The 21,724-nt window shown below is 63.3% G+C and carries 21 protein-coding genes; 11 read left to right on the top strand and 10 right to left on the bottom strand.

Annotated elements, in window-relative coordinates; all coding sequences use genetic code 11:
• Positions 1-19 precede the first annotated feature (19 nt).
• Complete coding sequence (locus GYK42_RS08175; protein WP_166447086.1) at positions 20-373, top strand: YnfA family protein; 354 nt, start codon at positions 20-22, stop codon at positions 371-373.
• Here GYK42_RS08175 and GYK42_RS08170 read toward each other — a convergent pair whose 3' ends face one another.
• The gene (locus GYK42_RS08170) at positions 374-775 is read right to left on the bottom strand and encodes a TerB family tellurite resistance protein (protein ID WP_240943512.1); all 402 of its coding nucleotides are present in this window, start codon (positions 773-775) and stop codon (positions 374-376) included.
• A 63-nt stretch (positions 776-838) separates the two neighbouring features.
• A complete protein-coding gene (locus GYK42_RS08165; protein WP_166447085.1) occupies positions 839-1,801 on the bottom strand; it encodes a TerC family protein in 963 nt (320 codons plus the stop codon).
• A gap of 159 nt (positions 1,802-1,960) precedes the next feature.
• Between GYK42_RS08165 and nhaR the strand changes: the two genes are divergently transcribed.
• Together nhaR and GYK42_RS08155 are read left to right on the top strand one after the other, a co-directional pair.
• The gene (gene nhaR, locus GYK42_RS08160; protein ID WP_166447084.1) at positions 1,961-2,860 is read left to right on the top strand and encodes a transcriptional activator NhaR; all 900 of its coding nucleotides are present in this window, start codon (positions 1,961-1,963) and stop codon (positions 2,858-2,860) included.
• Positions 2,861-2,972: 112 nt separating this feature from the next.
• Complete coding sequence (locus GYK42_RS08155) at positions 2,973-4,313, top strand: chloride channel protein (RefSeq protein WP_166447083.1); 1,341 nt, start codon at positions 2,973-2,975, stop codon at positions 4,311-4,313.
• On the opposite strand, the gene GYK42_RS08150 is transcribed toward GYK42_RS08155, so the two are convergent.
• The 5 genes from GYK42_RS08150 to GYK42_RS08130 form a co-directional block, all read right to left on the bottom strand.
• Positions 4,303-4,752, bottom strand: a complete 450-nt coding sequence (locus GYK42_RS08150) for a MarR family winged helix-turn-helix transcriptional regulator (RefSeq protein WP_240943511.1) — start codon at positions 4,750-4,752, stop codon at positions 4,303-4,305. The genes GYK42_RS08155 and GYK42_RS08150 overlap by 11 nt on opposite strands.
• Before the next feature lie 135 nt (positions 4,753-4,887).
• Positions 4,888-6,009, bottom strand: coding sequence for a toxin-antitoxin system YwqK family antitoxin (locus GYK42_RS08145; RefSeq protein WP_166447081.1), 1,122 nt, complete (start codon positions 6,007-6,009; stop codon positions 4,888-4,890).
• A 159-nt stretch (positions 6,010-6,168) separates the two neighbouring features.
• A complete protein-coding gene (gene msbA, locus GYK42_RS08140; protein WP_166447080.1) occupies positions 6,169-8,004 on the bottom strand; it encodes a lipid A export permease/ATP-binding protein MsbA in 1,836 nt (611 codons plus the stop codon).
• Between the two features lie 108 nt (positions 8,005-8,112).
• Positions 8,113-8,496 carry a hypothetical protein gene (locus GYK42_RS08135; protein WP_166447079.1) on the bottom strand — a complete coding sequence of 128 codons (384 nt, stop codon included), beginning with the start codon at positions 8,494-8,496 and terminating at the stop codon, positions 8,113-8,115.
• Positions 8,497-8,542: 46 nt separating this feature from the next.
• Positions 8,543-9,505, bottom strand: coding sequence for a Dyp-type peroxidase (locus GYK42_RS08130; RefSeq protein ID WP_166447078.1), 963 nt, complete (start codon positions 9,503-9,505; stop codon positions 8,543-8,545).
• Between the two features lie 160 nt (positions 9,506-9,665).
• On the opposite strand from GYK42_RS08130, the gene GYK42_RS08125 reads away from it, so the two are divergent.
• On the top strand, positions 9,666-11,087 hold the full coding sequence (locus GYK42_RS08125) for a PLP-dependent aminotransferase family protein (protein WP_166447077.1): 1,422 nt from the start codon (positions 9,666-9,668) through the stop codon (positions 11,085-11,087).
• Between the two features lie 5 nt (positions 11,088-11,092).
• On the opposite strand, the gene moaA is transcribed toward GYK42_RS08125, so the two are convergent.
• Positions 11,093-12,160: a GTP 3',8-cyclase MoaA gene (moaA, locus tag GYK42_RS08120; protein WP_166447076.1), complete on the bottom strand. Its 1,068-nt coding sequence runs from the start codon at positions 12,158-12,160 to the stop codon at positions 11,093-11,095.
• 103 nt (positions 12,161-12,263) lie between these two features.
• The gene (locus GYK42_RS08115) at positions 12,264-12,599 is read right to left on the bottom strand and encodes a helix-turn-helix domain-containing protein (protein WP_346768073.1); all 336 of its coding nucleotides are present in this window, start codon (positions 12,597-12,599) and stop codon (positions 12,264-12,266) included.
• 111 nt (positions 12,600-12,710) lie between these two features.
• On the opposite strand from GYK42_RS08115, the gene GYK42_RS08110 reads away from it, so the two are divergent.
• From GYK42_RS08110 to GYK42_RS08085, 6 genes are read left to right on the top strand one after another with little or no spacing between them, the layout of a single operon-like run.
• The gene (locus GYK42_RS08110; protein WP_166447075.1) at positions 12,711-15,023 is read left to right on the top strand and encodes an FdhF/YdeP family oxidoreductase; all 2,313 of its coding nucleotides are present in this window, start codon (positions 12,711-12,713) and stop codon (positions 15,021-15,023) included.
• Between the two features lie 13 nt (positions 15,024-15,036).
• A complete protein-coding gene (locus tag GYK42_RS08105; protein ID WP_166447074.1) occupies positions 15,037-16,416 on the top strand; it encodes a cytochrome ubiquinol oxidase subunit I in 1,380 nt (459 codons plus the stop codon).
• 30 nt (positions 16,417-16,446) lie between these two features.
• Positions 16,447-17,427 carry a cytochrome d ubiquinol oxidase subunit II gene (locus tag GYK42_RS08100; RefSeq protein WP_166447073.1) on the top strand — a complete coding sequence of 327 codons (981 nt, stop codon included), beginning with the start codon at positions 16,447-16,449 and terminating at the stop codon, positions 17,425-17,427.
• Positions 17,428-17,454: 27 nt separating this feature from the next.
• Positions 17,455-18,375 (top strand): bestrophin family protein, encoded by a 921-nt coding sequence (locus tag GYK42_RS08095; protein ID WP_166447072.1) that lies wholly within the window; start codon positions 17,455-17,457, stop codon positions 18,373-18,375.
• Between the two features lie 14 nt (positions 18,376-18,389).
• On the top strand, positions 18,390-19,253 hold the full coding sequence (fdhD, locus tag GYK42_RS08090) for a formate dehydrogenase accessory sulfurtransferase FdhD (protein WP_431190160.1): 864 nt from the start codon (positions 18,390-18,392) through the stop codon (positions 19,251-19,253).
• Positions 19,254-19,260: 7 nt separating this feature from the next.
• Positions 19,261-20,238 carry a ribonuclease Z gene (locus GYK42_RS08085; protein WP_166447071.1) on the top strand — a complete coding sequence of 326 codons (978 nt, stop codon included), beginning with the start codon at positions 19,261-19,263 and terminating at the stop codon, positions 20,236-20,238.
• On the opposite strand, the gene GYK42_RS08080 is transcribed toward GYK42_RS08085, so the two are convergent.
• Entirely contained in the window at positions 20,225-20,881 is a 657-nt protein-coding gene (locus GYK42_RS08080) for a tetratricopeptide repeat protein (RefSeq protein WP_166447070.1), read from the bottom strand. The genes GYK42_RS08085 and GYK42_RS08080 overlap by 14 nt on opposite strands.
• A gap of 165 nt (positions 20,882-21,046) precedes the next feature.
• On the opposite strand from GYK42_RS08080, the gene GYK42_RS08075 reads away from it, so the two are divergent.
• Positions 21,047-21,706, top strand: coding sequence for an XAC2610-related protein (locus GYK42_RS08075; RefSeq protein ID WP_166447069.1), 660 nt, complete (start codon positions 21,047-21,049; stop codon positions 21,704-21,706).
• Positions 21,707-21,724: the final 18 nt, after the last annotated feature.

Below are 21,724 nucleotides of genomic sequence, written 5' to 3'. Positions count from 1 at the left end.
ACCGCACAACAGGAACAGCATGAACGACGCCATCGAATGGACCAGCCTTGCCCGCACTTTCGGGCTGTTTACCGTCACGGCCGTGGCCGAACTGCTGGGCTGCTACCTGCCCATGCTGTGGCTGAGCAACAAGGGCAGCGCCTGGCTGCTGTTGCCGGCCGCCCTCAGCCTGTTGATCTTCGTGTGGCTGCTGACCTTGCATCCGGCCGCCAGCGGCCGGGTGTATGCCACCTACGGCGCCATCTATATCGCCACGGCGTTGGGATGGCTGTGGCTGGTGGACGGCGTCACACCGGCCTGGACGGACGTGACGGGCGCGGGCCTGGCCCTGGCCGGCGCCGCCGTCATTGCCATGGGGCACAAGGCGCAGTGATTACGCCGCATGCCGGCGGAAGTTCGTTTCCGCCGACCACACCGCGCTGGCGCGGGCCAGCAACACGGCTTCGCCATCGGCCAGCCAGTCGTCCGCATCGGCGATCTTCCACATGGCTTGCAGCAGCTTGCGGCGAAGGTCCGGGTCGCTGATTTCATCGAGCAGGCTGTCGATCATGCCATTGGCCAGCTGCACGGCGCCATGCACGGTCGAGGTCAGCATGTCGTCGCACAGGTCTTGCAGCAATTGCTGGAAGGCGGCCGGCGCCAGGTCGATATGCTCGAGGATCTTGCTGCGGTGCATGGCTTGCAGCTCGGCGCTGGCCAGGTTGCCGTCGACTACCATCATCAGGGCCAGAATACGTCCCGCTGCCTGGGGACTGTTCATTGCATAGGTACGCATAGTTCACTTTCCATTGTTGGTTAAAAAGCGCGCCCCGCCATTGCAGGGCGCGCGGTACGGCATTTACTTCTTGTCGCTGCGGGTGATGAACACGCTGGCCACGCAGCTCGACACGATCAGGACCGCCACCACCAGCAACGAGGCTTCGACGGGCACGTGATACCACGGCATGATCAGCATCTTTGCGCCGATGAACACCAGCACCATCGCCAGGCCATACTTGAGCATGTGGAAGCGGTCGGCCACATCCACCAGCAGGAAGTACAGGGCCCGCAATCCCATGATGGCGAACAGGTTCGACGTGAAGACGATGAACGGGTCCGTCGTGATGGCGAAAATCGCCGGGATCGAATCGACCGCAAAGACCAGATCCGTCACCTCGATCAGGATCAGCACGAGGAACAAGGGCGTGACATAGCGCAAGCCACCCTTTGCCACGAAGAAACGTTCGCCATGGTCGCCGTCTGCCACCCGCAAGTGGCGGCGGGCAAAGCGCAGCACGGGGTTGTTCGCCACGTCCGGTTCCGCATCGGCCGCCACCAGCATGCGCATGCCGGTAATCAACAGGAAAGCGCCGAACAGATACAGCACCCAGCTGAACTCGCTCACCACCCACGCGCCGGCCATGATCATCACGGCGCGCATGACGATCGCGCCCAGCACGCCGTAGATCAACACGCGGCGCTGGTACTGGACCGGCACCTGGAAGGCGCTGAAGATCAGCAGGAAGACGAACACGTTATCGACCGACAGGGCTTTCTCGATCAGGTAGCCGGAGAAAAACTCCAGCGCCTTCTGGTTGGCGATCTCGGGTCCGGCCGTGCCGTTCAGATACCACCACAGGCCACCGTTGAACAGCAGGGCCAGGCTGACCCACACAAGCGACCAGGTCGCCGCTTCCTTGACGCCCACCTTGTGCGCCTTGTTGCCGCCGAAGACGAACAGGTCGAGCGCCAGCATGAACAGGACGAACACGATGAAGCCGGCCCACATGGGTGCCGTGGCAATGCTTTCCAGGCCGTTCATCGGCGGCCTCCGCAACTGTCTGTCTGTATTCTGAAGTCCATGACACTCTCCTTGCATGAATTGAGCAGCCATCATAGCCTGCATATAAACATCGAACAAATCGAATATAATTTAATAATACATCGAAAAACTCGATGCATTTACAGGCCAGGAAAAACCATGTCGACACTCAACTTCAAGCACTTGCGCTATTTCTGGATGGTGGCCAAGACGGGCAGCATCGCCCGCGCGGCCGAGCAGCTGCATCTGACGCCGCAATCGATCTCCGGCCAGCTCAGCGAGTTTGCCGACACCTTGGGCGTGGAACTGTTCCGCCGCAGCGGGCGCCAGCTGGAATTGACGGACACGGGCAGGCGCATCCTCAGCCATGCCGAAAGCATTTTCAGCACGGGTGATGAATTGCTGGAAATCGTGCGTGACCAGTCGCGCACGACGACGACAACGTTTCGCGTGGGCTGCGCCGATTCCGTGTCGAAACTGATCGCCTGCCGCCTCGTCGCGCCGGCGCTGGGACTGGCCGAACCGCTGCGCATCATTTGCCGCGAAGGCCGGCTGGCCAGCCTGCTGGCGGACCTGGCCGTGCACCGGCTCGACCTGATCATGGCGGACCGTCCCATGCCGGCCCACTTGAGCGTGCGCGGCTTTAACCATTTGCTGGGCGAAAGCGGCATGACCCTGTTCGGCACACCAGCCCTGGCCGCCACCCTGACGGGCGGCTTCCCGCAGTGCCTGGACGGCGCGCCGCTGCTGCTGCCCGGCGAAGACTTCGCCATCTACGGGCGCTTGCTGCAGTGGCTGGGCGATAACAACCTGCACCCGCGCATCGTCGGCGAGTTCGACGACAGCGCCATGATGAAAGCGTTCGGCCAGTCCGGCGCCGGCCTGTTCTTTGCCCCCACCGTCATCGCGCCCCAGGTGTGCGAGCAATACGCCGTGGTGGCGCTGGGCCGGGTCGACAGCCTCGTCGAGCAAGTCTACGCGATCACCACGGAACGGCGCTTGCGCCACCCGGCCACCGTGGCCATCAGCCAGAGCGCGCGGCGCGAGCTGTTCGTGTAAAAGTCCGCAATGGAAGCGCCACAACTGGGCAGGCAAATACATTCGAGCAAATACATCTATATAATGGCAAGTCTCCCCGACGCCCTGCGCGCCCCTTCCTGGACTTGCCGCAATGAAGCATTTGCACGACATCCCCTCTGCCTTCAAGCATGAATTTGCCAACCCGCGCCTGTGGTGGTCGCGCGCCGTCGTCGTCGGCATGGCCGCCATTGCGGGGCTCGTCGTCGTGGGCTTTACGTGGCTGGCCGAGGAAGCACTGGATCTGTTCCTGTTTTTGAATGGCAAGGCCTGGTGGTTTGCCCTGCTGTGGACGCCCGCCTGCGCCGCCCTGCTGGTCTGGCTGACACGCCGCTATGCGATGGGCGCGGCCGGTTCCGGCATCCCGCAAGTGATGGCCACCCTGGACCCGGCCGTGGCGCCGGAACAGCGCTCGCTGTTTGTCTCGCTGAAACTCAGTGCAGCGAAGATAGTCCTGACGGCGGGCGGCTTGCTGGGCGGGCTGTCGCTGGGGCGCGAAGGGCCGTCCGTGCAGATCGCCGCCGGCGTGATGCTGTCCGCGCGCCGCTGGCTGCCCCGCCACTCGCAGGTCAGCGCCCATTCCCTGCTCGTGGCCGGCGGCGCGGCCGGCATCGCGGCCGCCTTCAACACGCCGCTGGCCGGCGTCATGTTTGCCATCGAGGAACTGTCGCGCTCGCCGGAGCAGCGCAACAGCGGCCTCATCGTCGCAGGCATCGTGCTGGCCGGCATGATGGCCGTGTCGATCCACGGCAACGCCACCCACTTCGGCATCATCCATCCTGGCCCTATCGGCCTGGCCCTTGCCTTGCCGGGCTTGCTCGTGACCCTGGTCGCGGGCGTGGCGGGAGGCTTGTTTGCGCGGCTGCTGCTGGCCTCCGCCCGGGGCAATCCGCTGGGGAAATTGTCTGCCTGGCGGAAAGGCCGGCCCGTGCTGTTCGCCGCCGTGTGTGGCCTGCTGGTGGCGGCCATCGGCATCGCCAGCCATGGGGCCACGTTCGGCAGCGGTACCGTGGCCACGCGCGCCATGCTGGAAGGCTCGTCCGATGTGGCGCCCGCCTTTGTTGCCTTCAAATATGTGGCGACGTGGCTGACCGTCTGGTCGGGCGTGCCGGCCGGCATTTTCGCGCCGTCCCTGGCCATCGGCGCCGGTATCGGCCACGACGTCGCCGTGCTGCTGCACTACCCGCACGCACCAGCCCTGATCGCGCTGGGCATGGTCGGTTTCCTGGCCGCCGCCACGCAGGCGCCGCTGACGGCGTTTATCATTGTCATGGAAATGGTCGACGGCCACGGCATGGTGCTGAGCCTGATGGCCTGCGCCGTCGTCGCCAGCACGGTCTCGCGCGTGCTCAGCGAACCGCTGTATGGCGCGCTGGCGCAGCTGCAGTTGCAGCGGCTGCCGCTACAGCCGACGGGCAGAGAAACTACATCGTAAACGGAAACGGCAGCATGCCCGCCTGTCTGTCATCAGGGGCGACGACGGCCAGCAAGGCGTCCAAGCCCTGGTTCAGGTGCGCCAGGCTGTCGGCATCGAGCTGGCTCAGCGCGCTGGGCAGCAAGCCGCGCGCCGGCTGCGGCGCGCCGGCGATCACGGCCTGGCCTTCCAGCGTCAGGGTCAGGGTCACCACGCGCTGGTCGGGCTGGTCGCGCGCCTTGCGTACATAGGATTTTTTCACCAGCGCCTCGACCAGGTTGCTGGCCGTCGTCTGGTGGATCGACATCTTGCCGGCCAGCTCGCCCATGCGCAGGCCCGGCCGCTCCAGCAATTCCTGCATCACCCACAGTTGCGCACCCGATACGCCGCACTGCTTCTCGATCTGCGCCGAGTGCCGCTGCGCCGCGCGCATGACGACGCGCATGTTTTGCAAGGCCATGCCCTGCGCCCTGGCTATCGCCGATACTTCCGCTTCCGCCACCATTGCCTCCAGTTATCGTGCCGCGATCCTGCCGGCTCTGCGCCTGCTGGCGGGCCGGAATACATACATGATACCTGCAATGGCGGCGCGGAACTAACTGCCTGTCACTGGCTGGCCATCACGCCAAGCCTGTTCCAGCACCAGCTTGCCGGTCTTGTCCCACTGGCGCTCGATACCGTGCTTCTTGCCATGTTCATACGGCACGATCTGCCGCAGGCTGCCATCGCTATGCCAGGTTTGCAGCAAGCCGTGGCGCTGGCCTTTGACGAACGGGGTCACGCTGGCGCGCACGCCGTTGGCATGCCAATCCGTCGTGTCGCCATGGTCGCGCCCCTGCGCGTCTTTCTGCCAGGCAAACACTGGCCGGCCACTCGGCCCCCACGTTTGCAAGCTGAGCACGGCGCCTTTCCGGTACAGCGTTTTGTTCGACACGACGCCATTGCCATGGCTTTCAAACGACCAGCCGTCGGGCTGGTCGTGCACCCAGACGGTTTTGCCCAGCACCTTGCCATCCTGCGCATACGTGACAAACTCGCCCTCGCGCTTGCCATCGACGAACTGTCCGCGTTGGAACAGCTTGCCATCGTCATAAAAAGATTCCTGCACGCCATCCATCTTGCCATTGCGTTGATACGAGCGGCTGCTGACGGCCCCGTTCGCGCCATACGACACATGCTCGCCATCGGCCATCTCGTCGTCGTGATACACAATGCGGCTCATCAGCTGGCCATTCTCGTGATACGTTTCCGAGATGCTGTCGCGCCCGTTCGGCATGGCCGTCACCCGCTGCTTGACCTGACCATTTTCAAAGTATACGCAGCCGCCGAGCAGCTCCTCGCCCTGGGCATTGAAGTAGGTTTCACGCTGCAGCTGGCCATTTTCGTAGTAGGACTTGCGAAAACGCACAAACCTGACCTCGCTCAGGTCCAGGTCCGTGGCATAGGTTTCAAAGGCCAGCACGCCCGGCGTGTCGGGAAATTCCAGCCGCACGTGCCAGGCGCCCAGCGCCTCGTCGCGCTCAGGCGGCGTACGCAGCGCATACACGGCGCGGCGCTGGTTGCTTGGCATGAAATTTTGATCCAAATACATAGTCTGGTCTTCCTCCTGCAAGGTTGGCGCCTGCGCCGCCGGCTGTTCCTGTGCCGCCAGCGGCAAGGCCGCGCTCATGCCCAGGGCGGCGGCCAGCAGCCAGCGCTTCGTCTGTTGATTTGTCATATTGTTCCATTGTTCATGTTGCTTTGCGACCAGCATCATAAAGGCAAGCGCCGTGCGCTATGGGTACGATTGCGCCTCGTGCAATAAAAAACCGGGACCGGACCTGCTGGTCCGGCCCCGGTGCGGGGACATGCGCTGGCGCGGCTGGCGCGCCACACCTCAGCCCACGCTGTCCTTGACGGGCGACAACTGGCTCGCATGCAGGCGCGCGTAAGCGCCGCGCTGCCGCAGCAAGTCCGTGTGGCTGCCCGATTCCACCAGGCGGCCGCCCTGCATGACGACGATGCGGTCGGCGCTTTCGATGGTCGACAGCCTGTGGGCGATGACGATGGTGGTGCGGTTGCGCATCAGCACTTCCAGCGCCGCCTGCACCGAGCGCTCCGACTCCGTGTCCAGCGCACTGGTCGCTTCGTCGAGCAAGAGAATCGGCGCGTCCTTGTACAGGGCGCGGGCGATGGCCAGGCGCTGGCGCTGCCCGCCCGACAGGCGCGAACCGTTCTGCCCCGCCTGGGTGGCGTAGCCTTGCGGCAGTTGCATGATGAAGTCGTGGGCGTAGGCCGCGCGCGCCGACGCTTCGATACGGGCCTGGTCCGGCGCCGGGTCACCATACGCGATATTCGCCGCCATCGTGTCGTTGAACAAAATCACATCCTGGCTGACGAGGGCGAACTGGCGCCGCAGGGCCAGCAAGGCGTAGTCGCGCACGTCGACGCCGTCGAGCAGAATCCGGCCGCCGCTGACGTCGTAGAAGCGTGGCAGCAAGCCCAGCAAGGTTGTCTTGCCGCCGCCGGAGCCACCCACGAGGGCCACCGTTTCGCCGGCGCGGATGTCGAGCGTGATGTCGCTCAAGGCCGTGGGCGCATCGGGATCGTCGCTGTTATAGCGGAATTGGACGTTTTGCAGCGACAGATTGCCCTGCACTGCCGCCGGGGCGATGGCGCCCGGGTCCGGTTCCAGCGGCGTGTCGATCAGGCCGAAGACGGACTCGGCCGCCGCCAGGCCACGCTGCAGTGGTTCATTGATCTTCGTCAGATTTTTGATCGGCGACTGCATGGCCATCAGCGCGCCCATGAAGGCGACGAAGGCGCCCGGTGTGATGGCGCCGCTTTGCGCGCGCAGCATGGCGAAATAGATCACGGACGACAAAGTGATGCCGACGAGCATCATGATGAAGCCGGAATTCATGGCCGACGTGGCCGCGTGCTTGACGGCCAGCTGGCGGTTACGCTTGACCACGTCGACGAAGCGCGCCTGCTCGTAATCCTGCCCGCCGAAGATTTTCACGACGCGCTGGCCGGCGATGCTTTCGTCGAGCACGGACGTCAGCTCGCCCACGGCTTGCTGCGAACTCTTGCTCAGGTGGCGCATGCGGCGGCCCGCCAGGGTCACGACGATGGCCACGATGGGCATCGACGCCATGCAGAACAGGGCCAGTTTCACGTCGATGCTGAACAGCAGGATCAAATAACCGATGGTGGCGACGGAATCGCGCACCATCACGTTGAGCACGTTCAAGCCCGCTTGCGACACCTGGCTGGCGTCGAAGGCCACGCGCGACTGCGTCAAACTGGTGGTGGTGGTATCGAAGAAGCGGCTGGGCAGGCGCATGATGGTGGCGAACATCTTTTCGCGCAGATCGGCCTGCACGCGGCTCGATAGCCATACGGAACCGTAATCGCCGGCAAAGCTCGACACCATGCGCAGCACGGCCAGGCCCAGGATGGTGGCGGGAATCACCCACAAGTCCACCTGCCCCGCCTGTGCCGGCAAGAAACGGTCGACCCAGCCCTGCAACATGCCCATCACGCCGGACGCGGGCGCCACCTGCGTGCTGGCCGTCTCGCGCATGGCGTCGACGACGTTTTGCAACTGACGGATTAACAGCACATCGGTGGCGGACGCCACGCCGACAGCCAGCAAGGTGACGGCAACGATGGCGCCATAGCGGCGAAACTGGCCGGCCAGGCGGAAGAACAGGAGGCGACTTTGCTGCATGCAGGTGAGAAAAGTGAGGGTAAAGCGTGATTCTAACCGCTGCAACACTTACTTATGAGAAAGTCGCACCTTGCCGGTGCGGAACCGGCAAGGGAAATGCACGGACGATCAGCTCTTTGCCACTTTCCACGCGGCCGTGCCGGCCTTGCAGACCTTCAGCTTGAGGGTCTGTTCCTGGCCCTTGGCGCTCAAGGCTACCTGCACTTTGCGGCACGTTTGCGCATCCGTCTTTTCCGTGTCGCTGGCCGTGATTTCAGCGGCGATGCGTACGGAATTGCGCAAGCCTTCATTGCTCCATTGCACGGCTTCGCCATCCTTCTTGTCATTGAGCACGTCAGTGACGGCCTTGACGAAGACGGGCTTGTCGTTCTTGTTCAGGTAAGCCATCGGCGTATCGGCCAGGAAACCCAGACCGACGGCGGAAGCGGAAGCGCTGAAGACGACGCTGCCGAAGATCAGGGCGGACAGCAAGGTGGCGGGACGAATACGCATGGAAAACTCCTAGTAAAAGTAAAAAACGGAACCGCTGGCGCGGCCCTTAGCCGGGATCCGCCGGCGAAATGCCCACGGCCAGCAAGGCATCGATGCCGGGCACGAAATAGATCGCCGACGACAGCGCCGTGGAAAAATCCAGCAGCCTGTCCGTCTTGGTGACGCCATCATAGCCTACGCCGTACATTTGCCGCAGCATGCCCATGGTCACCGTGATGTCCTTGCAGAAACCGACAAACATGACGCCCGCCTCGCCGGCACTGGCGTAATTGGCATTGCGGCGCACGATGTCGACTTCCTCGCCATCACGGATGAATTGGTTACGACCCACGTGGGAATCGACGGGCAGCGGCGCCAATTCATGGCTGCCGGCCTTGGTACGGCCCCATACCTGCTCGGCCGCGTGCACGGGCAAGGCGCGCAGGCGCTCGACGTCCATGCGCCATTTCTGCAGCAGCACGGTCGAGCCGCCCGCGCCCGCCTCGCCGTCCGGAATGATGGCCACGCCATTGGCGCGGAACGGATTCGGGTTGGCGACGCCGTCGGCAAAGCCGTCGAAGGTCACGTTATTGTGATACGGAAAACATACCTGCTCGCTGGCCAGCTCGGCGAACGGGCTCAGCAAGGTGAGCGTCGTGCGCATGCTGTCATATAAGGTAGCCGCGTTCGACTGCGTGATCCAGACCCAGAAATCGTGCTGGGTGGCCGGCGCCGTCTTGCCGTTGGCGCCCACCAGATCCTGCGTGAACGAGGCCATGTTGTCCGGCACGCAGCCGGGGCAAGCGGCGCGCCACAGCTCGGGCTTGAATCCCAGCACCACATTGGCCGTGCCGCCCGTCAACTGATGGTGGCGGTTCAAGGTGGGGTCGAGGATGCCCGTGACTTCGGACTCCCACAGCTTGCCCAGCAGCTTGAACAATTGCCGCATATCGACGCCGGCCTTCACATTGAACTGCAAATGCACTTCGTCGCGCGCGACGACAGACAGCATGCTTTGTGGAATTGCCATGACCAATGTTCCTTTTTTCGTTTTCAAGGTGGATCTTAAACCAGAAGTACCGGAGAGCAGTTTCATTTAGACAACATGCGATAACTGTAACTATAGGTAGTCATGAATTGGACGATAATGCAATGACGTAGAGCAAGAATCAAAGAATGGATACCATTGCATGAAACTGTATGAAAAGCTCGTCGGCGACATCGAGCAACTGGTGGCCAAGGGCGTGCTCCTGCCCGGCGAACGGATACCCTCCGTGCGCCAGACCAGCCAGCAGCACAAGCTGAGCATCACCACGGTGCTGCGCGCCTACGTCAAACTGGAAAGCATGGGCGTGATCGAAAGCCGGCCCCAGTCCGGCTACTTCGTGCGCGCCCGCGCCGGCGATGCGCAGACCGCAGACCTGTGCATGCAGGCCTCCCAGCCCAGCCCCGTGCCTGCGGAAGTGCACGTCAGCCGCCTGGTGCTGTCGACCTTGCGCTCGATCGGCTTGCACGACGCCATCCCGCTGGGCTCGCCCTACCCCGATCCGTCGCTGTTTCCCTGGGAACGCATCAACCAGTATGCGGGTGCCGTGGCGCGCCGCAACCGCGCGTGGAACGTGACGGACGACCTGCCGCCGGGCAATCCGCAACTGATCCGCGAAATCGCCCGCCGCCACATGGAAAACGGCCTGGCCGTCGATCCCGATGAAATCATCGTCACCGTGGGCGCCACGGAAGCCATCAATCTGTGCCTGCAAGCCGTGGCCAAGCCGGGCGACACCATCGCCGTCGAATCGCCCACCTTCTATGCCATGCTGATGGCTGTCGAACGGCTGGGCATGAAGGTGGTGGAAGTGTCCACCGATCCGTACGACGGCATCAGCATCGAAGCGCTGGCCGACATCATGGCCAGGCAACCGATCGCCGCCGTCATGGTGATGCCGAACTTCCAGAATCCGCTGGGCTTCCAGATGTCCGACCAGCGCAAGCGGGCCCTGGTCCAGCTGCTGGAGCAGCACGACGTGCCCGCCATCGAAAACGGCGTCTACAACGAACTGTATTATGGCGACGCCCATCCATCGTCGCTCAAGTCCTACGACCGCGAGGGCATGGTGCTGCACTGCTCCTCGTTTTCCAAGAGTCTCAGTTCCGCGCAGCGCGTGGGCTGGACCCTGGCCGGGCGCTACCGGGGCAAGGTGGAGGAACTCAAATTCCTCAACACCCTGGCCACATCCTCGTTTCCGCAGCTGGCGATTGCCGAATACCTGCAAAACGATGGCTACGAACAGCATCTGCGCCGCACCCGCAAGGCCTATGCCCAGCAGGCGCGCATCATGGCCGCCGCCGTGCTGCGTTTCTTCCCTGCGGGCACAAAAATCTCGCACCCGCAGGGCGGCTACGTGCTGTGGGTGGAATTGCCCGGCGACATAGACTCCATGGAGCTGTACCGGCGCGCGCTGGAATGCAAGATCACGGTGGGTCCGGGGCGCATGTTTTCCGTCAGCCAGGCCTACAGGCATTGCATCCGCCTCAACTACAGTTATCCGTGGAGCGTGGAAGTGGAGCAAGCCGTTATCCTCCTCGGCAAACTCATCACCGAATTTCTCTAGACCGCTCACCCGCCGACCAGCGACATGCGCACGGTGGGATATTGCTTGCGCCCGCCAAGCTGGGCCAGTGCGCCGCGCACTTCCGAGTAACGGTCGCCACGGCGCTGCCAGTGCTGGCGCAGCAGGGCTTCCAGGCCTTGCGCCGAGTCCAGCTGGGGCCGCAGGTCGAGGCCCTCGTGAGCGAACAGGCAGGTAAACAGCTTGCCGTCCGACGACACGCGCACCCTGCTGCAGTCGCCGCAGAACGGCTGCGACACGCTGGAAATGAAACCCACTTCACCACCGCCATCAAGATAACGATAGCGGCTGGCCGTCTCGTGCAAGACAGGCTTGCCTTCGGCCAGCGGCACGAGGGGAAATTCGGCGGCGATCAGCGCGCGCGCCGCCTCGGAGGTGACGACATGCGTGCGCGACCAGGCGCCGATGCCGCCCACGTCCATGAATTCGATCAGGCGCAGGATCACGCCCGTATGGCGGAAGCGGCGCGCCAGCGGCACGATCTGGCTGTCGTTGACACCTTTCTGCACGACCATGTTGACCTTCACGGGGTTCAAGCCCACGGCTTGCGCTACCTCAATCCCGTGCAGCACTTTCTCGACGGGAAAGTCGACGCCATTCATGCGCTGGAAAATGCCGTTGTCGAGACTGTCGAGGCTGACCGTGACCCGGTCCAGGCCCGCGTCCTTCAGCGAGCGCGCCTTGGCTGCCAGCAAGCTGCCATTCGTCGTCAGCGCGATGCTCACGGCGCGCCCGTCCGGCGTGGTGAGCCGCGCCAGCGTCTCGATCAGCTGCTCCAGGTTCTTGCGCAGCAGCGGCTCGCCGCCCGTGATGCGGATTTTATCCACGCCGAGGCGCACGAAGGCGCGCGCCATCGTCTCGATCTGCTCGAAGGACAGGCGCTCGCTGGAGGGAAGAAACGGATAATCGCTCGGGTACAGCTCGGCCGGCATGCAATAGGTGCAGCGGAAGTTGCACTGGTCGATGACTGAAATGCGCAAGTCCGTCAGGGGGCGGCCCAGCATGTCCACGCACGGTTCACTATGGTCTGGCTGCGGATACCTGATGGTGTTCATTGTGCTTCCCCTTGATGTGCGTTCGTCTGGATGTAGCATAGGACGAAAGCAGGCACTCAAGGAGGTACAGTCCGGCGCCAGGCGATAGAGTACAGATTCGGCTTTACTCTCCTGGCGGCGCGAACACGCTGGCGCACAGCTCGGCGCCCGCCGTACTCAGCGAAGCGCTGCCGCCGCCGCTCTCCGACGTGGCCACTGTCACCAGTCCCGCGCTGGACAGCGCATTGAGCTGGCGCAGCAAGGTGCTCATCTGTACTTCCGCCCGCTTGGCCAGCTTGGCCAGCGACCACGGTTTCTCCGGCGCCTCCTGTCGTGCTTCCCACAGCAGCGCCAGCAGCGCGATCAGCGCCGCGTCGATTCCCACTTCCTTGTCTTCCTTGTGCATGTTCTTCTCCTTGTCCACATCATAAATCACGGCCGGCGCCGGCGCGACCGGCATCGTCATCCTGCCATCTGTACTCTGTTTTTTTAGCCGGAACTGTGCGCCTACGGGGCAGTCCGCCGCCCCTACCATGTGATTGTCCCATCGCACATCACCAGGAGAGTCATCATGAGCAAGCCAAAGTCCGACGCGCGCATTGCGCCCTACACCCATGCCGCGGCCGGTTGGGGTGCCCTCAAGTACGTGGCCATCAATCTGTTCAAGGAAAAAGTCAGCGCGGGCAATTACCGTTCGCTGTTCGAGCAAAACCAGCCCGACGGTTTCGACTGTCCCGGCTGCGCCTGGCCCGACCGCGAACACGCGTCGACGTTTGAATTCTGCGAAAACGGCGTCAAGGCCGTGGCCGCCGAATCGACGAGCAAGCGCGTGCGTCCGGAGTTTTTCCAGGAGCACACGGTCACGGAATTGATGGAGCAGTCGGACTATGACCTGGAGCAACATGGCCGCTTGACGGACCCCATGGTGTACGACGCCGCCAGCGACAAATACCAGGCCATTTCCTGGGACGACGCCTTCGCCCTCGTGGCGCACCACCTGCACGCGCTGGACGACCCGAACCAGGCCGCCTTCTACACGTCAGGCCGCGCCAGCAACGAAGCGGCCTTTTTGTACCAACTGTTCGTGCGCGCCTACGGCACCAACAATTTTCCCGATTGCTCCAACCTGTGCCATGAAGCCACCAGCCGCGGCTTGCCGGAAACGGTGGGCATCGGCAAGGGCACGGTGCTGCTCGACGACTTCGAGCATGCGGATACCCTGCTGCTGTTCGGCCAGAATCCGGCCACCAACCACCCGCGCATGCTGGGCGAATTGCGCGAAGCGTCGCGCCGCGGCGCCGTCATCGTTTCCATCAACCCGCTGCACGAACGGGGCCTGGAACGCTTCACCAGCCCGCAGCATCCGCTGGAAATGCTGACGGGCGGCAGCACGAATATCTGCTCGCTGTTCATCTGTCCCACCCTGGGCGGCGACTTCGCGCTGATCAAGGCCATGGCCAAGCGCGTCGTCGAACTCGATGACGCGGCCGTCGCCCACGGCCAGGAGCGCGTGCTCGACTGCGATTTCATCGCCGAACACACGACGGGCTTCGACGCCTTCGCGGCCGACCTGCGCGCGGAAAGCTGGGACTTGCTGCTGGCCGAATCGGGCGTGGCACGCGACAAGATCGAAGAGCTCACGCAGATCTACGTGAAGGGCAAGGCCGTCATCGCCACCTGGGGCATGGGCGTGACGCAGCACAAGAATTCGCTGGCCACCGTGCAGATCCTGTCGAACTTGATGATGATGCGCGGCAATATCGGCAAGCGCGGCGCGGGCCTGTGTCCCGTGCGCGGCCATTCGAACGTACAGGGCGACCGCACCATGGGCATCGAGGAACAGCCGACCAAGGAATTCCTCGACCGCCTGGGCCTGGTGTTCAACTTCGAGCCGCCGCGCCACCACGGCTACGACGCCGTCGGCACCATCGCGGCCATGCTGGAGAAAAAAGTCAAAGTGTTTGTCGCGCTCGGTGGCAATTTCTCGATGGCCACGCCGGACACGCCGCGCACCTGGGATGCACTGCGTTCGTGCGACCTGACCGTGCATATCGCCACCAAGCTCAACCGCAGCCATCTGGTGCACGGCAAGGATGCGCTGATTTTACCTACCCTGGGACGTACGGAAATCGACGTGCAGCAGGGCGTGGCGCAAGGCGTGACGGTGGAAGACTCGATGAGCATGGTGCATATCTCGTTCGGCATGAACCAGCCCGCCTCGCCCAACCTGCGTTCGGAAATCGCCATCGTGGCCGGCATGGCGCAAGCGACCGTGGGCAGCGAGAAGATCGACTGGCTGCGCTATTCCGGCAACTATGCGCTGCTGCGCGACTCCATCGAGCAAGTCTTCGACGACTTTTTCGACTACAACTTGCGCATAGCCAAGCCAGGCGGTTTCCACCTGAAAATCGCCTCGCGCGAGCGGGTGTGGAAAACGGACAGCGGCAAGGCGCAATTCCTCGTCAACGCCATCGAACTGGACACCCCGATCCACCGCGCGCGCCAGCAATATGGCGAGCGCCTGATGGTGCTGATGACCACGCGTTCGCACGACCAGTACAACACGACGATCTACGCCATGGACGACCGCTACCGCGGCGTATTCGGCCAGCGCCGCGTCGTCTTCATCAACAAGGACGACCTGGCCATGCTGGGCTTTGCGGCCGGCGACTGGGTCGACCTGGTCGGCGTCTGGCATGACGGCATAGCACGCCGAGCCGACCGCTTCCTGCTGGTCGAGTACGACATCCCGCGCGGCTGCATCGGCGCCTACTACCCGGAAACCAATCCGCTGGTGCCGCTCGACAGCGTGGGCGAAGGCTCGCGCACGCCGACCTTCAAATCCATCCCCGTGCTGCTGTCGCCTTCGGCAGCCCTCAGCTGATCAGGAGAACGCCATGTTCGGTTTCGACACCCTGGACCTGTCGCGCGCGCAATTTGCGATGACGGCCATCTTCCATATCCTGTGGCCCATATTGACGATCAGTCTGTCGCTGTTCCTGTTTGTTGTCGAGGCACTGTGGCTGCGCACCAGCGCCCCCGTCTACTACCGCCACGCGCGCTTCTGGAGCAAGCTGCTGGTGCTGAACTTTGCCGTCGGCGTCGTCAGCGGGATTCCCCTGGAATTCCAGTTCGGCACCAACTGGGCGCCGTTCTCGCACCATTCGGGCCAGTTCATCGGCAACATCCTCGGCTTCGAAGGCGCCATGGCCTTCATGCTGGAAGCGGGCTTCATCGGCGTCATGATGTTCGGCTGGGGCCGCGTACCGAAAGGCGTGCACCTGTTTGCCACAGGCATGGTAGCGCTGGGATCGAGCATTTCCTCGTTCTGGATCATGGTCGCCAATTCGTGGATGCAGACGCCGGCCGGCGTACGCGTGGTCGACGGCAAGATCATTGTCACCGATTACGTGGCCGCCATCTTCAATCCCGACATGGCCTGGGCCGTGGGCCACATGTGGGTGGCAGCAGTGGAAACGGGCTTGTTCGTCATCGCCGGCATTTCCGCCTGGTATATGTTCAAGCGCCGCGAACCGGCCTTCTTCGCCCGCTCGTTCAAGCTGGCGCTGATGCTGCTGCTGGTCATCGCACCGTTGCAAGTGTGGCTCGGCGATTCGAGCGGCGTCGACGTCTTCAAGACCCAGCCCGCCAAGGGCGCGGCCATCGAAGGCCACTGGCACACGAACCGCGATGGCGAAGGCGCGGCCTGGTCCCTGCTGGCCTGGCCCAACCAGCTTGAACAAAAGAATGACTGGTCCATCGAAGTGCCCGGCATGCTCAGCGTGATCGCCACGCATAGCGCGACGGGCAAGATCACGGGCCTGGCCGACATTGCCCGCGAAGACCAGCCGCCCATGCTGCCGCTGCTGTACTACGCGTTTCGCGCCATGGCCGGCATCGGCATGTGGTTCGTGCTGCTGTCGTTCTGGACCTTCGTGGCCTGGCGCAAGGCGGGCGGACGGGTGCAGGAGTTCGTACGCAACCGAAAGCTGCTGCTGGCCTGGGTGCTGACGATACCGCTGCCCTACATCGCCGTCGAGTGCGGCTGGATCGTGCGCGAAGTGGGCCGCCAGCCCTGGGTCGTGTACGGCTTGCTACGCACGCGCGACGCCGTCTCCGACGTGGCGGCCCACGCCGTGGCCGGCAGCATGCTGATGTTCTGCGTGTTTTACATCGTGCTGTTCCTCACTTTCTTTGTATTTGCCAAGAAATGGCTGCAACAAGGCCCGGACGTGGCGCTGCCGCTGCCGGACGCCGCCCACGCCGTGGGGTATTGAAATGCGCCGCTACCAATCAAGGAGTTTGTAATGGAGATGAATTCGCACGCCATGCTGGGCAATGCCTGGTTCGGCCTGATCGGCCTGATGCTGATCTTTTACGTGGTCACGGACGGTTTCGACCTGGGCGTGGGCATCCTCAGCCTGTTTACCCGCCGCGAGCAGGAACGCAACCTGATCTTCCAGTCCATCGAGCACGTGTGGGACGCCAACGAAACCTGGCTGGTGGTGGTGGGAGGCGCCCTGTTCGGCGCCTTCCCCAGCGCCTACGCCACCTTGCTGGAACAGCTGTACATCCCCATCATGCTGCTGATCGCCAGCCTGATCATGCGCGGCGCCTCGATCGAGTTCCGCCATGCAGCCGGCAAGAAGCGCCAGTGGGACCTGGTCTTCGGCGTGGGCAGCCTGCTGGCGGCCGTGGCGCAAGGCGTGGTGCTGGGCGAAGTCATCACGGGTTTGCAGCCGGGCTGGCTGAGCGGCATCTTCACGGCGTGCACGGCGCTGGGCGTGGTGGCAGGCTATTGCCTGCTGGGCAGCACTTATCTGATCAAGAAAACGGGCGGCCAGCTGGAAGCGGCGGCGCGCCGCTATGCGACGGCCAGCGTGCTGGCGACGGTCGCGGCCGCCATCGTGCTGTCGGCCGGCACCATGGTCTTCAGCGCCATCGGCCACGACCGCTGGGCGCAGCCGGGCGTGTTCGGCGTGCTGCTGGCCCTGGCCGCCATCGCCGCCAGCGCTTTTATTTACATCCTGTGGGCCGTGCATGTGAACGGCGTGCGCGGCCCGTTCCGCGGCGCCATCGTGCTGTTCCTGGCCTCGTTCGCGGGCCTGGCCATCAGCTTTTTCCCCGACCTCGTGCCGGGCAAGCTGAGCATCGCGGCGGCCGCCTCGGATGAACCGACCCTGATCTTCATGCTCATCGGCATGGGTTCCATGTTGCCGATCATGGTCGGCTACAACCTGTTCCAATACTACGTCTTCGAGGGCAAAGTCGTGCCCCGGAAACATTAACCGGCATCACGGCATGCGTCTTCCATCATGATCATTCGCCCCACCACCAACTGGTTCCGCATGCTGTTCGTCTGGGATGGCTCGGTGCTGCAAGCCATCATTCCGCAATTGCTGCTGATGCTGGTCGTCAGTTCGCTGGCCTTGCTGACGGATGGCCGTATCTTCGGCGTCAAGATCCCGCTCGATACGGCGCCGTTTCCCATGGTCGGCATCAGCCTGGCAATCTTCCTCGGCTTTCGCAACAACGCCAGCTATGCGCGCTTTGTCGAGGCGCGGCATATCTGGGGGCAATTGCTGATCGCCGCGCGAGCCCTGGCTTCGCAGGCGCTCACGTATCTGCCGCAGGAAACGAGCGACCTGGACCGCGAGTTGCTGCTGCGCCGCCTGATCGCCTTCGTTTATGCGCTCAAGCACCAGCTGCGCCAGACGGATGCGCAGCAAGACCTGGCGCGCTACCTGCCGGCCGAGGAAATGCAACGCCTGCAGGGCATCGCCTTCAAGCCCGTCGCCCTTCTCCATTCCGTACGCGCCATGCTGTACGACGCCGTGCAGCGCCAGCCGGCCCAGACGCAGCTGCTGTGGATGCTCGACACCCAGCTCAACGACCTGGCCGCCACCGTGGCCGGCTGCGAGCGCATCAAGAACACGCCGATCCCGTATCCGTACGGCGTGCTGGTGCACCGCACCGTCTATATGTACTGTTTCTTGCTGCCGTTGGGCCTGGTGGACGCCATCGGCGTGGCCACGCCCCTCATTTCCGTCTTTGTTGCCTACACCCTGTTTGCGCTGGAAGCCATCGCGCAGCAGATCGCCGAACCGTTCGGCCTGGCGCCCAACTGCCTGGCACTGAACGCCATGACGCGCGAAACGGAACGCTCGCTGCTGGAATTGAACGGCGACCCGCTGCCGCCCTCGATACGGCCCTGCCCGCGCTATCAGATCGATTAACCGGAGGAAAAATCATGGAATGCGATATTGGCATCACCACCATCGAACGCGATGGTTACCTGGAAGTTCCCATGGTGCGCCATCAGGCCGGCGTGGCCACGGCGGGCCACGACCTGGTGGCCGAGGAATACCCCGTGGCCCTCGTCTACAACGGCATCGCCCACGCGGTAATGATGGCCACGCCGCGCGACCTCGAGGAATTCGCCGTCGGCTTTACCTTGACCGAAGGCATCGTCGGCAGCGTGCGCGACATCTACGACCTCGATGTGTGCTGCGGCGAGGACAGCGCGGAAGTGCGGCTGACCATCGCGCAGCCGGATTTGATCAAGCTCAAGACCCGTCGCCGCGCGCTGACCGGACGCACGGGCTGCGGCGTGTGCGGCATCGAAAGCCTGGCCCTGCTGGACCTGGTGCCGGAAAAGATCACGCAGCCGTTGCCGCCGCTGGTCACCAGCAGCGCCATCCTCGGGCGCGCCGCGCGCGAACTGCTGCCGTACCAGGAGCTGATGCACAAGACGGGCGGCGTGCACGCGGCCGCCTGGTGCACGGCCGAGGGCGCCATCGTGAAAGTATTCGAGGACGTGGGCCGGCATAACGGCCTCGATAAACTGATCGGCTACCTGGCGCTGCACCGCATCGCCATGCACGACGGCTTCGTCTTCCTGTCCAGCCGCGCCAGCTATGAACTGGTGCGCAAGTCGGCGCGCATGCATATCGGGCTCGTCGCCACCATCTCGGCGCCCACCTCGCTGGCCATCCGCATCGCGCGCCAGGCCGGCATGCAGCTGGCCAGCTTTTGCCGCCGCGACGGCTTTGTCGACTACACGACGCAGGCAAGTTGCCTTGATACTGCACAAATCCGCCGCCCTGCCGCATAATGCGCCCATGTTCAAACTGACTTTTCTCGGCACGTCTTCCGGCGTGCCCACGCGCCACCGCAACGTCACGTCGCTGGCCCTGCAAACGACGCACAACCGCGACTGGTGGATGATCGATTGCGGCGAAGCGACGCAGCACCGGCTGCAGCGTATTCCCCTGTCCGTGCACGACCTGGTGGGCATCTGCATCACCCACGTGCATGGCGACCACAGCTATGGGCTGCCGGGCTTGCTGGCCAGCGCCTCGATGACGGGGCGCAAGAAGCCCTTGCTGCTGATCGCCCCGGCCGCCATCAAGGCATGGATCGACGCAACCTTGCTGCACACGGAACTGTTCCTGACGTACCCGCTGATCCACATCGATGTGGACAGCGCGCCGGTCGTGCATGCGGCAGCGGACTTGACCATTTCACGCCATGCGCTGTCGCACCGGGCGCCAAGCGTGGGCTACCGTTTTGCGCTGGAAACGAGCAGATGGAAGCTGGACAAACCGGCCCTGCTGGCCGCCGGCGTGCCCCCTGGCCCCGCCTGGGGACTGTTGCAGGCGGGCCAGGATGCGATCCTGGACGATGGCACGGTACTAGCGGCCGGCGCTTTCCGCCAGACGGAAACGCAGCGCGCCACGGTAGTGATCGGCGGCGACAACGACACGCCGTCGTTGCTGGCGGACGCCTGTGCCGGTGCGCAACTGCTCGTGCATGAAGCCACCTACACGGAAGCAATGCTGCAGAAAGTGGGCCCCGGTCCCACGCACAGTTCCGTGCAGCGCGTGGCGCAGTTCGCCGAAACGGCGCGCTTGCCGAACCTGATCCTCACCCACTTCAGCGCCCGCTATCACAATGCGGACGGCATGGCCGAACTGGAAGCGGAAGCCCGGCTGCATTACTCAGGCAAACTGTTCCTGGCGCGCGATTTCGACAGCTACGAGCTCGATGCGACCGGCGAGCTCAGCAAGCTGCCGGCAAAGAAATCTAGTGGGGATTGACGCCATACTGCGCCGCATACTCGGCCGCCAGCGCACGCGCCGCCTGCTGCTGTGAGGGCGTAAGGATTTCCAGCAACTGGTCGCGGTTCTTGATCGATTGCGTACTGCCCGCCTCGGCCGGCATGGCGATCCACGCATACGCCTGCACGTAATCGAGTTCCACGCCCTGCCCTTGCGCGTACAGCAAGCCGTATTCATTCTGCGCCGACAGGGAGCCGGCCTCGGCCGCCTGCTTGTACCAGAACGCCGCCTCGGCATAGTCTTGCGGCACGCCGTCGCCCTTGCGGTAAGCCTGAGCCAGATTGAATTGCGACTGGCCATCGCCCGCCTCGGCCGCCTGGCGGCCATACGCGAGCGCTTGCGCCGTATCTTGCGCGACGCCATCGCCGCTCGCATACATCAGGGCCAGGTTGGCCAGCGACGGCGGAAAACCCGCTTGCGCGGCGGCCGTGAACAATTCCACCGCTTTTGGCAAGTCTTGCGTCACGCCATGGCCCTGGTAATACAGGCTGGCCAATAAATGCTGGCCGGCCGGATCGCCGGTGCGCGCGGCCGCGTCGAATTGCCTGAACGCCTCGGCATGATTATTATCGTTATAAGCGAGGATGCCCGCTTCATTCAACGATTCGGGAGAGGATGTCATCAGAATTCCTTGTTCGGAGATTTTTTGGCATTGTACACAGCACTGTTCCGCGCAGAATGCACGATAGGAAACGGTGTGGCGCATTAACGAAATCATGCAGTATGATCACTCTCCGCCTGATGCAATCGGGGCATTGCTCCCCAATACCCGCCCAAGAATATCGCCATGAAACTGATTGCTCTGCTTTTATCCCTGATTTCCACCACGGTTTATGGCGGCACCTTGCATCTGGAGAAAGCCGCGACAGGCAAAGTACGGCAAGCGGCCGATATCCGTTATGTGAATCACGATGAAAAACAGACCTACCAGCTGAAAGCCGGCAAGCAGTGGATCCATGGCAGTTGCAGCAGCAGCGGCACGGGCAATTTGCACGCGCTGCTGGTCGACATGAATTTCGACGGCCACGCCGACCTGTGGGTGACCGGCTACACGGATAGCCAGGGGCGCATCCGATGCTCCGATGTGTGGCTGTGGGATGCGCCGGCGAAGCAATACCGTTTCAACAAGCCATTATCTGCCATTCCGAATCTGGATATCAGCATCACCGGTCAAGGAATCGAAGGCGGCATCCCCAATTGCGGCTGCGCGGCGCAATGTTTTTATGAAGACAGCTATCAATGGCAGGCGAACAAGTTAATCACCGTCGCCCGGCGCGAACAGGATTGCGAGCGCTATCGGGAATATCGCTTGAATGAAAAAAACGATTTGATCATCGTCAAGGATGAAATCATCGATAGCGGCAATCCCGGCCAGCAGGCCATCGAAAAGAAAAATGTAGTTGACTGGCAGCGCCAAGCGCAAACCATGCGCAAATCCTGGGAATAATCTTATCCACTATCCGAC

Source organism: Janthinobacterium lividum, assembly GCF_011601275.1.
Taxonomy (GTDB): domain Bacteria; phylum Pseudomonadota; class Gammaproteobacteria; order Burkholderiales; family Burkholderiaceae_D; genus Janthinobacterium; species Janthinobacterium lividum_E.
Note: the sequence above shows the minus strand (reverse complement) of the source record. Positions and strands in the feature narration are given on the sequence as shown.

Excerpts from the sequence above, each read along its gene's own strand:
- GYK42_RS08080 (WP_166447070.1), bottom strand. The coding sequence starts at position 20,881 with ATGACATCCTCTCCCGAATCGTTGAATGAAGCGGGCATCCTCGCTTAT.
- GYK42_RS08095 (WP_166447072.1), top strand. The coding sequence starts at position 17,455 with ATGATCATTCGCCCCACCACCAACTGGTTCCGCATGCTGTTCGTCTGG.
- GYK42_RS08075 (WP_166447069.1), top strand. The coding sequence starts at position 21,047 with ATGAAACTGATTGCTCTGCTTTTATCCCTGATTTCCACCACGGTTTAT.
- GYK42_RS08145 (WP_166447081.1), bottom strand. The coding sequence starts at position 6,009 with ATGACAAATCAACAGACGAAGCGCTGGCTGCTGGCCGCCGCCCTGGGC.
- GYK42_RS08115 (WP_346768073.1), bottom strand. The coding sequence starts at position 12,599 with ATGCCGGTCGCGCCGGCGCCGGCCGTGATTTATGATGTGGACAAGGAG.
- GYK42_RS08150 (WP_240943511.1), bottom strand. The coding sequence starts at position 4,752 with ATGGCCTTGCAAAACATGCGCGTCGTCATGCGCGCGGCGCAGCGGCAC.
- GYK42_RS08100 (WP_166447073.1), top strand. The coding sequence starts at position 16,447 with ATGGAGATGAATTCGCACGCCATGCTGGGCAATGCCTGGTTCGGCCTG.
- msbA (WP_166447080.1), bottom strand. The coding sequence starts at position 8,004 with ATGCAGCAAAGTCGCCTCCTGTTCTTCCGCCTGGCCGGCCAGTTTCGC.
- GYK42_RS08165 (WP_166447085.1), bottom strand. The coding sequence starts at position 1,801 with ATGAACGGCCTGGAAAGCATTGCCACGGCACCCATGTGGGCCGGCTTC.
- GYK42_RS08125 (WP_166447077.1), top strand. The coding sequence starts at position 9,666 with ATGAAACTGTATGAAAAGCTCGTCGGCGACATCGAGCAACTGGTGGCC.
- GYK42_RS08135 (WP_166447079.1), bottom strand. The coding sequence starts at position 8,496 with ATGCGTATTCGTCCCGCCACCTTGCTGTCCGCCCTGATCTTCGGCAGC.
- GYK42_RS08155 (WP_166447083.1), top strand. The coding sequence starts at position 2,973 with ATGAAGCATTTGCACGACATCCCCTCTGCCTTCAAGCATGAATTTGCC.
- GYK42_RS08110 (WP_166447075.1), top strand. The coding sequence starts at position 12,711 with ATGAGCAAGCCAAAGTCCGACGCGCGCATTGCGCCCTACACCCATGCC.
- GYK42_RS08085 (WP_166447071.1), top strand. The coding sequence starts at position 19,261 with ATGTTCAAACTGACTTTTCTCGGCACGTCTTCCGGCGTGCCCACGCGC.
- fdhD (WP_431190160.1), top strand. The coding sequence starts at position 18,390 with ATGGAATGCGATATTGGCATCACCACCATCGAACGCGATGGTTACCTG.
- nhaR (WP_166447084.1), top strand. The coding sequence starts at position 1,961 with ATGTCGACACTCAACTTCAAGCACTTGCGCTATTTCTGGATGGTGGCC.
- GYK42_RS08105 (WP_166447074.1), top strand. The coding sequence starts at position 15,037 with ATGTTCGGTTTCGACACCCTGGACCTGTCGCGCGCGCAATTTGCGATG.
- GYK42_RS08130 (WP_166447078.1), bottom strand. The coding sequence starts at position 9,505 with ATGGCAATTCCACAAAGCATGCTGTCTGTCGTCGCGCGCGACGAAGTG.
- moaA (WP_166447076.1), bottom strand. The coding sequence starts at position 12,160 with ATGAACACCATCAGGTATCCGCAGCCAGACCATAGTGAACCGTGCGTG.
- GYK42_RS08175 (WP_166447086.1), top strand. The coding sequence starts at position 20 with ATGAACGACGCCATCGAATGGACCAGCCTTGCCCGCACTTTCGGGCTG.
- GYK42_RS08170 (WP_240943512.1), bottom strand. The coding sequence starts at position 775 with ATGCGTACCTATGCAATGAACAGTCCCCAGGCAGCGGGACGTATTCTG.